The 15,496-nt window shown below is 66.6% G+C and carries 13 protein-coding genes; 1 reads left to right on the top strand and 12 read right to left on the bottom strand.

The features are described 5' to 3' along the window. The first annotated feature begins 63 nt into the window (after positions 1–63). Positions 64–384, top strand: a complete 321-nt coding sequence (locus I6F20_RS04500) for a KTSC domain-containing protein (protein ID WP_225125197.1) — start codon at positions 64–66, stop codon at positions 382–384. Between the two features lie 12 nt (positions 385–396). Here the strand turns inward: I6F20_RS04500 and fabZ are convergent, their stop codons facing one another. The 12 genes from fabZ to I6F20_RS04440 form a co-directional block, all read right to left on the bottom strand. Continuing rightward, complete coding sequence (gene fabZ, locus I6F20_RS04495; RefSeq protein WP_036010015.1) at positions 397–858, bottom strand: 3-hydroxyacyl-ACP dehydratase FabZ; 462 nt, start codon at positions 856–858, stop codon at positions 397–399. Further along, positions 855–1,922 (bottom strand): UDP-3-O-(3-hydroxymyristoyl)glucosamine N-acyltransferase, encoded by a 1,068-nt coding sequence (lpxD, locus tag I6F20_RS04490; RefSeq protein ID WP_036010017.1) that lies wholly within the window; start codon positions 1,920–1,922, stop codon positions 855–857. Before lpxD ends, fabZ begins: the two co-directional genes overlap by 4 nt. 125 nt (positions 1,923–2,047) lie before the next feature. Further along, on the bottom strand, positions 2,048–4,573 hold the full coding sequence (bamA, locus tag I6F20_RS04485) for an outer membrane protein assembly factor BamA (RefSeq protein WP_036010019.1): 2,526 nt from the start codon (positions 4,571–4,573) through the stop codon (positions 2,048–2,050). Positions 4,574–4,749: 176 nt separating this feature from the next. After that, the gene (rseP, locus tag I6F20_RS04480) at positions 4,750–5,901 is read right to left on the bottom strand and encodes an RIP metalloprotease RseP (RefSeq protein ID WP_225112540.1); all 1,152 of its coding nucleotides are present in this window, start codon (positions 5,899–5,901) and stop codon (positions 4,750–4,752) included. A gap of 44 nt (positions 5,902–5,945) precedes the next feature. Next, on the bottom strand, positions 5,946–7,169 hold the full coding sequence (dxr, locus tag I6F20_RS04475; protein WP_225125195.1) for a 1-deoxy-D-xylulose-5-phosphate reductoisomerase: 1,224 nt from the start codon (positions 7,167–7,169) through the stop codon (positions 5,946–5,948). 4 nt (positions 7,170–7,173) lie between these two features. Further along, positions 7,174–8,016 (bottom strand): phosphatidate cytidylyltransferase, encoded by an 843-nt coding sequence (locus tag I6F20_RS04470; protein WP_036025246.1) that lies wholly within the window; start codon positions 8,014–8,016, stop codon positions 7,174–7,176. Next, positions 8,013–8,771 carry an isoprenyl transferase gene (locus I6F20_RS04465; RefSeq protein WP_225125193.1) on the bottom strand — a complete coding sequence of 253 codons (759 nt, stop codon included), beginning with the start codon at positions 8,769–8,771 and terminating at the stop codon, positions 8,013–8,015. Before I6F20_RS04465 ends, I6F20_RS04470 begins: the two co-directional genes overlap by 4 nt. 104 nt (positions 8,772–8,875) lie before the next feature. Beyond that, on the bottom strand, positions 8,876–9,439 hold the full coding sequence (gene frr, locus I6F20_RS04460) for a ribosome recycling factor (RefSeq protein WP_025036556.1): 564 nt from the start codon (positions 9,437–9,439) through the stop codon (positions 8,876–8,878). A gap of 65 nt (positions 9,440–9,504) precedes the next feature. Further along, positions 9,505–10,221, bottom strand: a complete 717-nt coding sequence (pyrH, locus tag I6F20_RS04455) for a UMP kinase (RefSeq protein WP_036010035.1) — start codon at positions 10,219–10,221, stop codon at positions 9,505–9,507. Between the two features lie 59 nt (positions 10,222–10,280). Continuing rightward, on the bottom strand, positions 10,281–11,204 hold the full coding sequence (gene tsf, locus I6F20_RS04450; protein WP_225112543.1) for a translation elongation factor Ts: 924 nt from the start codon (positions 11,202–11,204) through the stop codon (positions 10,281–10,283). 133 nt (positions 11,205–11,337) lie between these two features. After that, positions 11,338–12,333, bottom strand: coding sequence for a 30S ribosomal protein S2 (locus tag I6F20_RS04445; protein WP_036010040.1), 996 nt, complete (start codon positions 12,331–12,333; stop codon positions 11,338–11,340). Positions 12,334–12,544: 211 nt separating this feature from the next. Then, the gene (locus I6F20_RS04440; RefSeq protein WP_225125191.1) at positions 12,545–15,355 is read right to left on the bottom strand and encodes a caspase family protein; all 2,811 of its coding nucleotides are present in this window, start codon (positions 15,353–15,355) and stop codon (positions 12,545–12,547) included. Between the last annotated feature and the right edge of the window lie 141 nt (positions 15,356–15,496).

Below are 15,496 nucleotides of genomic sequence, written 5' to 3'. Positions count from 1 at the left end.
TTTCAAGTGCCGGATGACGCGGCCTTCCCGTCCCCGCCAGGTTCATGTGGAGCTTCAACGATCGTGGTCAGGGCCCTGATCCTTCTGCTGGCGCAGCTCGCGGATACTCCGATCGTGTCGGAGGCGGTCGAGACCAGCGAACGCCGCCTGGTCGATCTGCGGACATTCGAGTGCCGGGACATCACCCGCAGCACGGTGCTTCAGCGGGTCTGTTACGATCGCGCGCAGCAGGACCTGATCGTCGCGAGCAACGGCGCCTATCACCGCTATTGCGGCGTGACGGCCGACACCGTCGAACGCCTCCTCGGCGCGCCCTCCATGGGCCAGTTCTTCAACCGGACTATCAGGCGGGAGACGACCGGCAGCCGCTACGATTGCACCTGAGCCCAGTGCCGCTCAATCGGTCAGCATGGCGCCGACGTCGGCTTCGGCAACGACCTGACCGTTGACCTTTGCATCGCCGTGAAACCACCACATGGTCTTGCGGCGGCCGAGCGAGCGCATGTGATACTCGATCGTGTCGCCCGGCAGTACCGGCTTGCGAAACTTGCACTTGTCGATGGTGAGGAAATAGACCGCCCGCGGCTTCTCGGTGCCCTCGACCGACTTGATGCCGATCACGCCCGCGGTCTGCGCCATCGCCTCGATCATCATGACGCCGGGATAGACCGGACGCTCGGGGAAATGTCCCTGGAACGCCGGCTCGTTGAAGGTGACGTTCTTGATGCCGATGCCGCTGTAATCGGCGCGGATGTTGATCACGCGGTCGATCAGCAGCATCGGAAAGCGGTGCGGCAGTGTCTGGAGGATCGCGTTGATGTCCACCAGCTCGAACTTAACAGGTGATTCCGCCGTCATTCCCGTCCCTCGTCCTTCGGATCGGCCTTGCTGTCGCGTACCAGCCGCTCCACCGCGATGATCTCCTTGAACCATTGCTTGGTCGGCTTGGCGAAGTGCCCGCCCCAGCGGCCGCCCGGCGGGATGTCGTCCTTGACCGCGCTCATCGCCGTCACCTGCGCCCCGTCGCCGATCTTGAGGTGATTGTTGATGCCAACCTTCGCTCCGAGCGCCACGTTGTCGCCGATGGTCAGGCTGCCGGCGAGCCCGATCTGGGCCGCGAGCAGGCAGTGCCGGCCGATCGTCACATTGTGGCCGATCTGGACCTGATTGTCGATTTTGGTCCCCTCGCCGATCACGGTGTCACGCAAGGACCCGCGGTCGATCGTGGTGTTGGCCCCGACCTCGACGTCGTTCTGGATCAGCACGCGCCCGGTCTGCGGCACCTTCAGATGGCCCTCGGGGCCGAAGAAGATGAAGCCGTAGCCGTCCTGGCCGATCGAGCAGCCGGGATGGATCAGCACGTTGTTGCCGATCAGGGCGCACTGGATAGCGGTCCGGGCGCCGACATTGCAATCCCGGCCGATCTTGACGCCGGGACCGATCACCGCCCCGACGCCAATCACAGTGCCACTGCCGATCTCGACGTCCGGGCCGATCACGGCCAGGGGGTCGACGACCACTCCGTCCTCGAGCCGGGCCGTGGGATCGATGATGGCCGATGGCGCGATACCGTCGTTGCCGACCCAGGATTGCGGCCGCAGCGCGTCGGCGTGCCATTCCCGCGCGATCCGGACAAAGGCGCGGAATGGCTGCGCCACCCGCAGCACGGCCACATGTTCGGGCACCTCGGCCTCGAAGCGCGGACTGACCAGACAGGCCCCCGCCTTGGTCGCCCTGAGCTGATCGGCGTATTTGAGGTTGTCGAAGAACGCCAGATGCATCGGGCCCGCTTCGTCGAGCGAAGCAAGGCCCGTGATGACGTGGCCGCCCCTCGCGGGGTCGACCAGCTGCGCCTTTGTCAGCGTGGCAATGTCGGCCAACGCTGCGGCAGGCGGCTTTGTGAAGAAGATCGGCTGCGCCATTCCACCCCGTCGCGGTCCGGCTTCGGCATGAAGCGGTCAGGCCGCATCATGCCTCATGTCCTGGATCGGCACGATCCCTTTCCGAAACCGGTTCCGGTGATCCGGATCGTGCCGTGCTGATCGAATTAGAACGTGGTGCCGCCGCCGAACCGGAATTCCTGCGTGCGGTCGTACTTGCCCTTGCTGAGCGGCACGGCGTAGTCGAAGCGCAGCGGTCCGAACGGCGACTGCCAGATCACGCCGACACCGACCGACGAGCGAACGACCTTGCTGTCGTCATAGACGAGACCGGTGCAGGTCCCCGTGCTCGAGGGATTGATGCTCGACGGGATACATCCCGGCGCATTGACCTCGTTGGTGGTGGTCCAGCTCGTCGGTCCCTTGTAGTCGTAGAGGCCGCCGGCGTCGGCATAGACGGCGCCCTTCAGACCCACTTCCTTGGGCAGGAACCAGAACGGCATCTGCAATTCGAACGAAGCACCCCAATACTGGGTGCCGCCGAGCGCATCCTGCGTGCCGAACGGGTTCAAGTCGCGCGGACCGATGCCGTTCGGGGCGAAGCCGCGGACGAGGTTCGGGCCCATCTGGAAGTGGTCGAGCATGCGCAGATCGGTGCCGATCTTGTTCAGCATGCCGCCTTGCAAGCGGACGAGGCCGACGATGTCGGACACGAGCGGAGTGTAGTACTTCGCGTCGACGACCGACTTCAGATAGGAGACGTCGCCGCCGACGCCGGCGAAGTCCTGCCGGAAGTCGACGAGCAGACCGTCGGTCGGGTTCTTGTTGTTGTCCAGCGTGTTGTAGGTCAGCGTGTAGCCGAGCGCCGAAGTCAGCGTCTTGCCGTTGGCGAGCTCCTTGCGCACCGGCAGCGAGGCTTCGCCATCGTTGTAGCAGCCGAGGCCGTTGGTGGACGGATCCAGAGGTATACCGGTGGCAGCAGAGAAGGCCGGGCTGGGATTGAAGGCCGCCGAACCAACCACGTTGTTACAGTTCGCCAGGTAGCCCGGCAGGGTGATTTCCTGCCGATAGATCGAGTAGCGCACCTGGAGCGAGAGATCTTCACGCAAGGAGAAGCCGAGGCGCGGCGAGAAGCCGAGCGTCTTGGTGCCGTAGGAGATGTAGCTGTTGGACTTCTGCTCACGCTGATAGAGGTCGAGGCCGAGCGCGACGCGGTAGTCGAGCAGGTACGGCTCGACGAACGACAGCGAGTAGCCGCGCGCATACTGGCCATAGGTCACCGCAGCCTTGGCGAACAGGCCGCGACCGAGCAGGTTGCGCTCGGAGATCGAGACTTCGGCCAGCGCGCCGTCGGTGGTGGAGTAACCGCCCGAGACCGAGAAGTCGCCGGTCGACTTTTCTTCCATGTCGACGATCAGGATGACGCGGTCACTCGACGAGCCCGGCTCGGTCGTGATCTTCACGCTCTTGAAATAGTCGAGGTTCTTCAGGCGCCGCTCGGCACGGTCGACCAGCGCGCGGTTGTAGGCGTCGCCCTCCGAGATGTCGAACTCGCGGCGGATCACGTAGTCGCGCGTGCGGGTGTTGCCGCGCAGGTTGATGCGCTCGATATAAGTGCGCGGGCCCTCGTCGATGTTGAACACGACGGACACGGTGTGCGCTTCGAAGTTGCGATCGCCGCCGGGCCGGACCACGGCAAAGGCATAGCCGCGGCGGGAGGCTTCGATCTGCATCTCCTCGACCGACTTCTCGACCAATTCGACGTTGTAGAGCGAGCCGACATTGAGGCGCGAATAGGCGCGCATCGAGCTCGGATCGAAGTTCGGAATGCTGCTGCGGAAATCCACCGCGCCGACGCGGTATTGCTGACCTTCCTCGATCTTGAAGGTGACGTTGAAGCCCTTCTTCTCCGGATCGTATTCGGTCAGCGCCGCCACGACCTGCACGTCGGCGAAGCCGTTCTTGAGGTAGAATCGGCGGATCAGGTCGCGATCGGCTTCGACGCGGTCGGGATCGTAGACGTCACCGCTGCCGAGGAAGCTCAGCAGGTTCGTCTCGCGCGTCTTGATCACGTCGCGGAGGCGGTAGGACGAGAAGGCATTGTTGCCGACGAACTCGATCGACCGGACGCCGGTCTTGACGCCCTCCTCGACCGTGAAGATCAGGTCGACGCGGTTGTTCGGCTGCTCGATGATCTCGGGCGTGACGCGCACGTCGTAGCGGCCGGAGCGGCGATAGATTTCGGCGATACGGAGCGTGTCCGACTGCACCATGGCGCGGGAGAAGGTGCCGCGGGCCTTGGACTGGACTTCAGCGGTGAGCTGCTCGTCCTTGATCTTCTTGTTGCCCTCGAAGGCGATGCGGCCGATCACCGGGTTTTCCACCACGGAGACGATGAGCTGGCCGCCGGAACCGCGGTTGATCCTGACGTCCTGGAACAGGCCGGTCTCGATCAACGCCTTAAGGCCGTCGTCGATGGCGGCCTGATCCAGCCGGCCGCCGGGACCAGGCTTGAAATAGGAGCGGATCGTCTCCACCTCGACGCGGCGATTCCCTTCGACGGAAATCGACTGAACGGTCTGGGCGAGCGCAGACGAAGACACGAAAACAGCCCCAACCGGGGCAACCACCGGCGCGCCGAACAAGATCAGGGTCGCGAGCAAGCCCCCCCGGAGTCGCAGTCCAAACTTCATCGCGCAACGCGCCCTTATCATTCCCTGCCAGACCCAACCCCAACGCCGGTCCGGAGATTCCCCAAGTTCAGGCCGCTTGTAGCCAATTTCGCCGACGCCGCAAACGGCCGAAAGCGCCGTAATTTCAATTTCATTCCAAGACGTTGCTCAACAGCAACGCCACAAAAAAGCCCCTATCAGGAAGCTGCCATCCGCAGGATGTCGTTGTAGGTCGCAAACACCATCAACATCAGCACCAGGCCAAGCCCGATTCGGAACCCCATTTCCTGGGTCCGCTCGGACAAAGGCCGGCCCCGGACCACCTCGGCCGCATAGAACATCAGGTGGCCGCCATCGAGCAGCGGGATCGGGAACAGGTTCAAAAGGCCGATCGACACCGACAGCACCGCGCAGAGATTGATCACGAACTGGAACCCAGCGCTGGCCGCCTGCCCAGACATTTTCGCGATTCCCAGGACGCCGCTGACCTCGTTCGGATTGCCCTGGCCGACGAACAGCGAGCCCAGGAACTTGAAAGTGCTGGTGATGATGAACCAGACCTGCTCGACGCCGATCTTGAGCGCTTCGCCGACGCCGACCGGGGTGGTCGAGGCCTCCCCGGCCTGCGACTTGTGCTCGATGCCGAGAACGCCGAGACGGTGGCTGTTGCCGAACGGGTCCTTGCGCTCCAGCAGCGCCGGGGTCGCGGTCAGCGAGACGACGGCGCCGTCGCGCTTCACCTGGAAGGTAAGAGCCGAACCGGCGTTCATCGCAACGATTCGCTGCATGTCGGCAAAGCTCTCGATCGGCTTGCCGTCGATCTGGATGACGACGTCGCCCACCTTGAAGCCGGCGGCAGCCGCCGCGCCGTTGGCGACGACACCGTCGACCCGGGCGATCGTGCTCGGCTTGCCGTAATAGAGCGCCATTCCGGCGAAGATCAGCGCGCCCAGGATGAAATTGGCGATTGGTCCGGCCGCGACGATCGCCGCCCGGGGACCGACCTTCTTGTGGTGGAAGCTGCCGGCGCGCTCCTCGGCCGACATAGACGCCAGCGTCTGGGCCGACGGGGTCGAGGCCTCGCTCTCGTCGCCGAAGAACTTGACGTAGCCGCCGAGCGGGATCGCCGAGATCTTCCAGCGGGTGCCATGGCGGTCGTTGAAGCCGACCAGCTCGGGGCCGAAGCCGAGCGAAAAGGTCAACACGCGTACGCCCGCCCAGCGCGCGACCAGGAAATGGCCGAGCTCGTGGAAGAACACGACAATGGTCAGGACGAACAGGAAGGGAACCGCGTAGCCGAGGAGCCCATGGCTCAACGTATTGAAACTATGGACGAAAAAGTCGATCATCGAATTCCCTCACCCAGCGCCGCAAGGCCCTGGTCCCGAACCAACTAGGATGCCTTTAAGGCAATTTGAGGCAATAGGGCGGCAGCCCTATTTCGCGCAACATGGTCAACAGAGATTGCATCGTCTGCGGAGGTCAGAGGCGCCTGGTTGCCGCCTTTGATCCAATCCTCGAGGGTCGCCTCGACTAGCCGGGCAATCGCACCGAAGCGGATCTTGCCGCCGATGAAGGCGGCCACGGCGACCTCGTTGGCGGCATTGTAGACGGTGGTCGCGCCCTTCCCGGTCCGGAGCGATTCGTAGGCCAGCCGCAGTCCAGGGAAGCGCTCGAAGTCCGGCGCTTCGAAGGTCAGCTGGCCGATCTTGGCAAGGTCGAGCTTGGCCGCCGGGCCCTTGATGCGATCGGGCCAGCCGAGGCAATGGGCAATCGGCGTCCTCATGTCGGGCGCGCCGAGCTGGGCCACCACCGAGCGGTCGGAAAACTCGACCATGCCGTGAATGATCGACTGCGGATGAACCAGCACGTCGATCTCGTCCGGCGAGAGCGCGAACAGATAGGACGCCTCGATCACCTCGAGCCCCTTGTTCATCATGGAGGCCGAATCGATCGTGATCTTCTGGCCCATGCTCCAGTTCGGATGCTTCAGGGCCTGCTCGAGCGTCGCCTGCTCGATGTCTGAGGGCTTCCAGGTCCGGAACGGGCCGCCGGACGCGGTGATGATGACGCGGACGAGCTCGTCCCGATTGCCTGAGCTCAGCGCCTGGAACAGCGCGTTGTGCTCGGAATCGGCCGGCAGGATGCAGGCGCCGGCTTTTGCCGCGCGCTGCATGAAGAAGTCGCCGGCGCAGACCAGGCACTCCTTGTTGGCGAGCGCGACATGCGCGCCGCGATCGACCGCGGCGAGCGCCGGCTTCAGCCCGGCAGCGCCGCTGACCGCCGCCATCACCCAGTCGGCCGGACGCGCGCCGGCCTCGATCACCGCGCTTTCGCCGGCGCCGCATTCGGTACTGGTGCCCGCGAGCGCAGCCTTGAGCTCGGCGAGCTTGGAGGTGTCGGCGATCGCGACATAGCGCGCGTTGAATTCCTTGGCGAGCTTGGCGAGCGCTGCGACATTGCCGTTCGCCGTCAGCGCCTCGACACGGTAGCGCTCGGGCGAGGCGCGCAAGAGATCCATCGTGCTGTCGCCGATCGAGCCGGTGGCACCGAGGACCGTGACGCTGCGAATGTCGGACGCAGCAAGCCTGTTGTTACGCAAGGGAACGGCGCTCATATCCTCACCAAACCATAAGACCGCTTCCGGCGCTATGCACACCATGGCGGAAAAAGCCGATAAACCAGGCCGCCAGGATGGCGGCGACAAATCCGTCCAGGCGGTCCATAAGCCCGCCATGGCCGGGAATTAAGTGACTGGAATCCTTGACACCGAAGCGCCGCTTCACGGCGGATTCGAAGAGATCGCCGAGCTGCGACACCATCGACAGGACGGCGCCGACGAGCAGCAGCGGAATCAGCTTTCCGATCCCGGAGGCGGCGAAGCCGGCCGCGACCGCAAGGCTCGCCGCAAAGCCGCCGAGCGCGCCGGCCCAGGTCTTTTTCGGGCTCACGCGCGGCCATAATTTCGGGCCGCCGATGCTGCGTCCGGCGAAATAGCCGCCGATGTCGGTCGCCCACACCACGAGCAGCACGAACATCAGCGCGGAGAAGCCGTTGACGAGATCCTTGCGCACCAGGATCGAGGCCAGCAGCGCCGCCGCCGCATAGGCAAACCCGCTCGCCGCCCACAAGAACTTGCCCCGGGCGATCAGCGTCACGATGGCACCGCCGATGAGGCCGGTGACGACGGAGGTCTTGAGCGCGCCGAAAGCGACGGAGGCTCCCATCATGGCGATCACGACCGTCCCTGCCCCGGTCAGCGCGGCCGACGCTGCGCCCACCACCATCAGCCATTCCGCGAACAGCCCGATCGAGACCAGGGTGACGAGAAGCGCCCACAACCAGCCGCCGGCATAGGCGATCGCGATGGCCAGCGGCGCCAGCACCAGCGCTGCGAGGACCCGCATCACCAGATTGCTCGGGGCAGGCTTGGCGCCCGCCGATGCAGGATCGGGTTCGTTCACGAGGCGGTCTTCGCAACCAGGCCGCCGAAACGGCGCTCGCGCCTGGCAAATTCGGCGATCGCGCCTTCCAGCGCCGCCTTGTCGAAGTCGGGCCAATGGATCGGCACGAACACGAGCTCACTATAGGCGGCCTGCCACATCAGGAAGTTCGACAGGCGCTGCTCGCCGCTGGTGCGGATGATGAGATCGGGGTCGGGGATGTCGGGCGCGTCGAGATGCGCGCCAAGCGTCTCGGCGTCGATCGTGGCAGGATCCCGCCTGCCCTCCGCGACCTCGCGGGCCAGCTTCTGCGCCGCCTTCGCGATCTCCTGCCGCGAGCCGTAGTTGAAGGCAACGACGAGCGTCAGGCGCGTGTTGTCGCGCGTCAGCTCCTCGGCCTCGTTCAGCAAGGCGCAGATGTCGCTCTCGAGCCCCTCGCGCTCGCCGATGATGCGGACCTTGACGCCGTCGCGATGCAGGCTCGCCAGGTCGTTGCGGATGAAGCGCCGCAGCAGGCCGAACAGGTCGCCGATCTCGCTTGCCGGGCGCGACCAGTTCTCCGACGAGAACGAGAAGATGGTGAGATAGCGGATGCCGAGCTCGTGCGAGGCGCGCACCACGCGGCGCAGCGCGTCGACGCCGCGGCGATGCCCTTCCGCACGCGGCAGACCGCGCGCGGCCGCCCAACGCCCGTTGCCGTCCATGATGATGGCGACATGCGCAGGCGCCTCGGACCTGTCGGGTCCTTCCGTTGCGGGCGCGGCGGCGTTGGACATGAAGGCGATGCCTTAAAGCATGATCCGGAAAAGTGCGAAGCGGTTTTCCGACAAAATCATGCGCGAACAATAGTCTAGAGCGCGATGATGATACTCATCGCGGTTTAGACGGTGAGGATTTCTTTTTCCTTGGCGGCCAGCAACTGGTCGATCTCGGCGATGGTGCCGTCGGTCGCCTTCTGCACCTCGTCGGCGTGACGCTTCTGGTCGTCCTCCGACATCTCGTGATTCTTCTCGAGCTTCTTGAGCACGTCGAGACCGTCGCGGCGGACATGGCGCGCGGCGACCTTGGCGGCTTCGGCATATTTGTGCGCGACCTTCACCAGCTCCTTGCGGCGCTCCTCGTTGAGCTCGGGAATGCGCAGGCGCAGCACCTGGCCCTCGGTCGCGGGCGACAGGCCGAGATTGGAATCCACGATCGCCTTCTCGACGGCCTTGACCATCGACTTGTCCCAGACCTGCACCGAGATCAGCCGCGGCTCCGGCACGCTGACGGTGGCGAGCTGATTGAGCGGCATGTGGCTGCCATAAGCCTCGACCTGCACCGGATCGAGCATCGAGGCGGAGGCGCGTCCCGTGCGCAGGCCGCCGAGCTCGTGCTTGAGCGAGGCGACGGCGCCCTGCATGCGGCGCTTCACTTCGTTGAGATCGAAATTACCCGTGGCCATCACGTTTCTCCTTCAAAATCCCGGCGACCGCTCCGCACCGTCCTTTCGGCGCGTCAGATGAGCCGTCAGCCGGCGACGATGGTTCCGTGGCCGACGCCACGCAGAATCGCGCCGATCGAGCCCGGCTCCGCGATCGAGAATACGATGATAGGCAGCGACGTCTCGCGGGCAAGCGCGAAGGCGGTCGCATCCATCACCTTGTAGCCGCCCTCGATCGCCTGCGAATGCGTCAGGCGGTCGAACCGCGTCGCGGTCGGATCCTGCTTCGGATCGGCCGAGTAGACCCCGTCGACATTCGTCGCCTTCAGGACCGCCTGCGCGCCGATCTCGGCGGCCCGCAGTACCGCGGTCGTGTCGGTGGTGAAGAACGGGTTGCCGGTCCCGCCGCCGAGCAGCACGATGCGGCCTTCGGCCAGGTATTTGTGTGCCGCAGTGCGGGTAAACAGCTCGGAAATCTCGGGCATGACGAAGGCCGACAGCGTCCGGGCCGGCGTTCCCTTGCGCTCGATCGCCGCTTCCAGCGCGAGGCAATTCATCATGGTGGCGAGCATGCCCATGGTGTCGCCGGTGGTGCGCGACACCCCGCGGGATGAGACCTCGACGCCGCGGACCATGTTGCCGCCACCGATCACGACCGCGACCTCAGTGCCGAGATGGCGGGCCGCGATCAGATCGTCCGCAACCCGGTCGACGGTCGGCTGATCGATGCCAAAGCCTTGCCGTCCCGCGAGATACTCGCCGGACAGCTTGATCACGACGCGACGATAGACCGGATCAGTCATGAGCACTTTCCTTGTCCGGGCGCCGCTTCCGGCGGCACGCCGGAAGGAACTTCCGGCGCTTACTTCTTGCCGCTGGCCGCGGCGACCTCGGCCGCGAAGTCGCTTTCCTGCTTCTCGATTCCCTCGCCGAGAGCATAGCGCACAAAGCCCGCGATTTTCACAGCCCCGCCGACCTTGCCCTCGGCCTCCTTCACCGCCTGCGCCACCGACTTGCCGGTGTCGTGGATGAAGGCCTGCTCGAGCAGGCAGACTTCCTTGTAGTAGGTCTTGAGGCCGGACTCGACGATCTTCTCGATCACGTTCTCGGGCTTGCCCTGCTGACGGTACTTGTCGGCCAGTACGTCCTTCTCGCGCTTGACCACGGCCGGATCGAGGCCGGACGGATCGAGCGCCAGCGGGTTGGCGGCCGCAATGTGCATCGCGATCTGACGGCCGAGCGCTGCGAGCTCATCGGCCTTGCCCGGCGATTCCAGCGCCACGATCACGCCCATCTTGCCGGCGCCGTCGATGACGGCACCATGGACGTAGTGCGAGACAACGCCCTGGCTCACCTCGAGCGCGGCGGCGCGGCGGAGCGTCATGTTCTCGCCGATGGTGGCGATCGCATCATTGATGGCGGTTTCGATCGTGACGTCGCCGACCTTGGCGGCCTTGATCTTCTCGACGTCCGCTCCGACGTCGAACGCGACCTGGGCGATCATCTTGACCAGGCCCTGGAACTGGCCGTTGCGCGCAACGAAGTCGGTCTCGGAGTTGACCTCGACCACGACGCCCTTGGTGCCCTTGGTGAGCGCGCCGATCAGGCCCTCGGCGGCGACGCGGCCCGACTTCTTGGCGGCCTTGGACAGGCCCTTCTTGCGCAGCCAGTCCTGCGCCGCTTCCATGTTGCCGTCGTTTTCGGTGAGCGCGGCCTTGCAGTCCATCATGCCCGCGCCGGTTGATTCGCGCAGGTCCTTGACCATCGCAGCTGTGATCGTTGCCATCGTTGAAAATCCTTTGTGCCTGCCGGTTTGCCGCGGCGCGGCATCGAATCGCCCCGCCGCGGTCCATCTCAGGAATTCGCGTCAACTGAAATGGTGGCCGGATCCTATCCGGCCAACCCATCGCTCTTTTTGACTATTCCGCTTCCGCGGTCAGCGCCTTGGCCTTGGCCACCCAGGCATCCGCACGGCTCGGCAGACCGACTTCTTCGCCGATCGTGTGCGCGGTGTCGTGGTCGAGCTCGGCGAGCTGCCAATAGTGGAAGATGCCGAGGTCGTTGAACTTCTTCTCGATCGCGCCCGACACGCCCGGGAGCTTCTTGAGGTCGTCGGCAGTGCCGCGGGGACCCGCAAGGCCCTGGAAGCCGCTCGAGGACGCCGCCGGCAGCTCTTCGGCGACCGGCTGGGCCGAGGCGCCGACGTCGATGCCCGAATCGCCCTGCGCGCGCGAGATGCCGTCGATCGCCGCACGCGCGACGAGATCGCAGTACAGCGAGATGGCGCGGCCGGCGTCGTCATTGCCCGGCACCACATAGGTGATGCCCTTCGGGTCCGAATTGGTGTCGACGATCGCGGCGACCGGGATGTTGAGCCGCTGGGCTTCCTGGATCGCGATGTCTTCCTTGTTGGTGTCGATCACGAAGATCAGGTCGGGCAGACCGCCCATGTCCTTGATGCCGCCGAGCGAGCGGTCGAGCTTGTCGCGCTCGCGCTGCAGCGTCAGGCGCTCCTTCTTCGTGTAGGAATTGGCTTCGCCGCCCGAGAGCACGTCGTCGAGGTGACGCAGGCGCTTGATGGAAGCCGAGATCGTCTTCCAGTTGGTCAGCGTGCCGCCGAGCCAGCGCGAATTGACGAAATACTGCGCGCAGCGCTTGGCCGCGTCGGCAACGCCGTCCTGCGCTTGGCGCTTGGTGCCGACGAACAGGATGCGGCCGCCCTTGGCCACCGTGTCGCTGACGGCCTGGAGGGCCTGGTGCAGCATCGGCACGGTCTGGGCGAGGTCGACGATGTGGATGTTGTTGCGGGTGCCGAAAATGAACGGAGCCATTTTCGGATTCCAGCGGTGAGACTGGTGACCAAAGTGCACGCCAGCTTCGAGCAGCTGACGCATAGTGAAATCGGGCAGTGCCATCGTTCTAATTCTCCGGTTGGTTCCTCCGGAAACGTGTGAGCAAAACGGAGCGTTCACGCCCCGGTTGCCACCGGACGGCCTTGTGAGCCATGTTTCCGTGTGAGATGGCGCGCTATATAGCGCCATTTCGGCCAGAAGCAAGGAAATAACGGCCTTTGGGGACGCCTCTAGGCTGCTGTCGCATCCCGGCATCCCCTGCCCCTCGCGCCTCCTAACACCTGGGCTGGCCCGGGGGGCAGCTCTTCGGTGGCGGTCCGGCCGGCCGCGGCGGCGCATGCGGCGCGGCGGCCATCGGCGGCGGCGCCGGTCGGGCGACCGGAGGTGGCGGCGGCGGCGGCGCTGGCCGCGCAACCGGCGGCGGAGGTGGTGCCGGCCGCGCCATTACTGGCGGAGGCGGAGGCGGCGCCGGCCGGGCAACAGGTGGCGGCGGCGCCGGCCGTGCCACGGCCACGGGCGGAGGCGCCGCTCGCGGCGGCGGAGGTGGCGCAACGCGCGGCGGAGGCGGCGGCGTCGGCCTTGCCAGAGCCTGAGGAGGCGGCGGCGGAGCGGCGGGCCTGGCGGCCTGCGGCGGCGGTGGCGCGGGCCGATGACCCTGAACTCCGGACGGTGTCCGCGCCGCTACAGGCGGCGGCGGAGGTGTCACGGGTTTGACCGCAGTCGGGGCCGCGGGCTTGCCGGTGGCCGCGCTCGGCGGCGGCAAAGCGCCCGGCTGGGGCCCGCCCGGCCTGCCGCGCAGGTCAGGCACAGGCGGGGTCGTTGTCCCCGGCGGCCTGGGCAGGGCCGCGGACGGGCTCGCCGCGGTTCCGGAAGCCGGCGGGGGATTGGGCGTCGTTGCCGCGTTCGGCTGCGCCGGCGGAACGTTGCCGCTCGGCGCCGTGGCGGTCGCGGCGGGCTTGCCAGGGGGTGGGACGGTCCCGGGCACAGCCCCTGCCCTGGCCGGCGGCGGCCCGCCGGGGGTGCCGGGCACGGGCAGCGTATTGGCCGGCGGCAGCTTGGTCGGGGCCAGCGCTTGCGGGGTTGCCGCGGCGTTGCCGGCGGGAGCGTTCGCGCTCGGACTGGGCGTGCCGCCGGGCGTCCCCGTCGCGGGCGGCGCTCCGGCCGGCGGGCTGCCCGGAGATCCCGGCACCGGCAGCGTATTGGCCGGCGGCGGCTTGGTCGGAGCCAGCGCTTGCGGGGTTGTAGCGGCACTGCCGGCGGGAGCGTTTGCGGTCGGACTTGGTGTGCCTCCCGGCGTCCCAGCTCCGGGCGCCGCTCCGGCTGGCGGGCTGCCGGGAGCTCCCGGCGGCGGCACAATATTGGCCTGCGGCAGCTTGGCGCCGGCGGGCGGCGGCGCTGTCGTGCCAGGCGCGACATTGGCCGGAGCTGGTGTCGGGATACCTGGCCTCGCCGTCGGCTGGATGGTCGCGCTCGGCGGCATCGGCGCCTTGCCCTGCTGGATCAGGGCGGCGCGCTGAACGACCGCCTGCGGCACGGCCGGTCCTGCCGGCGTGGCGCGGCCGGCAACCGCCGGCGCCAGATTGCCAGGTCCGATCCCAGATCCGAGCGCCGGCCCCGCGGTCGGCGGCGGCGCCGGCGGGCGGTTGATGACGGTGTTGATGACCGTGGTGTTGTGGATGTTCTGGTAGATGATGTTGTTCGGCGGCGGCGCGACATAGACCGGCGGCCTCACGAACACCGGGATCGGCACGAACACCGGCTGCGGCAGCACGAACAGGCCGACCACGGGCAGCGGCGGCGGCAGCACGACGAAATCCGGCGGCGGCGGCGGCAGATAATAGACCGGCGGCGGCGGTGGCGGCGCGAAGCCGAAATCGGGATCGCTGAAATACAGCACCGGGCGATCGACATAGACCACCTCCTCCGGCGGCGGTGGTGGCACGTCGTAGTCGATCATCGCGAAGGTCGGCGGCGGCTCGGGCGGCGCGGTGAGGATCGCAAGGCGGCGCCGCGCATCCGCCGCATGCGGCCCGCGCGGATAGCGGCGCAGATACGACCAATAGGCCTCCGGCGTGTCGGTCCGGTAGGTCCGCCGCCAGGTGATGGCTTCGCGGCGCGCGGCAACGATCGCCATCACGCGCTTGGCGAGGGGATCGTTCGGATAGGCCGCGAGAAACTCTTCATAGGCCGCCAGCGTGTCGCGCTCGAGCGCGGCGGCATAGGCGTCCTGCACCCCGAGATCGCGGATCGGCTTGCCGCGGATCGCGGCGACCTGGTCGGGCGCAGCCTGCGGCGGCGGCGCATCGGGCGCGCGCTCGAAGAACGAGAATGGCGCCGAGATCTTCTGCTCGTTCCAGGGCACCTGCGCGCCCTTGGAGGCCTCGTTGACGCGCAGGCGGACGCGGTCGAACACCTCGGGCAGCGGCAGGCCGCCGGTGCGGATCATCTCGGCGAGCGACTGCGCATAGATGCCGTAGGGCCCCGGCTCCTCCGGCGCCACCGTGCCGGGCGCGGCATTGAAGGCGATCAGCATGTTCGCCTCGGGCTCGACCAGCGCCAGACCGCTCGCGATCGGCTGACCGCCCTCGATGAAGGGCTGCGCACGGGCTGCGTCGAGCACGACGATATTGGCCTTGAGCGGAATCGAGGCGAGCTGGCGCGCATAGTCGCTGATGCGCAGGGCCTCGGTCGGTATGTCGGTGTCGCGGCTGATGTTGGAATCGACCGGGATGAAATAGTTCTCGCCGGCGAGCTGCACGCCGTAGCCGGCAAGATAGATCATCGCGACGGTGCCCGGGCCCGACGCCTGGGCCTTCTGGATGAAATCGCGCAAGCTCTTGCGCAGCGTGTCGCCGTCGAGATCGCGCGCGCCGACCACGTCGAAGCCGGCCGCCTGTAGCGTCTGCGCGATCAGGCCGGCATCGTTCGCGGTGGTCGCCAGCGGCGATTTGGCGTAGGCGCCATTGCCGACCACGAGCGCGATACGCTTTTCCTGCTGCTGGGCACGCGCCTGATGCGGCGCGCCTGCGGCAAGGATCGCCATCGGCAGGAGAAGGCAGAGGAAGACTTTGAGCGTCCCACGCATGGCTTGTGCCTGCTTTTGTCGTTGAGGTAGCCACCGCATATACCGCATATCAGGCGCGCGGCCAGCTGAATGGCACTTGAACGAAAAGCGCGGATTGAGGCGGCGGCATGGCGCCGCCGCCCAACTCAAACCTCCACGCCA

Source organism: Bradyrhizobium sp. IC3123 (genome assembly GCF_020193625.1).
Taxonomy (GTDB): Bacteria; Pseudomonadota; Alphaproteobacteria; order Rhizobiales; family Xanthobacteraceae; genus Bradyrhizobium; species Bradyrhizobium yuanmingense.
Note: the sequence above shows the minus strand (reverse complement) of the source record. Positions and strands in the feature narration are given on the sequence as shown.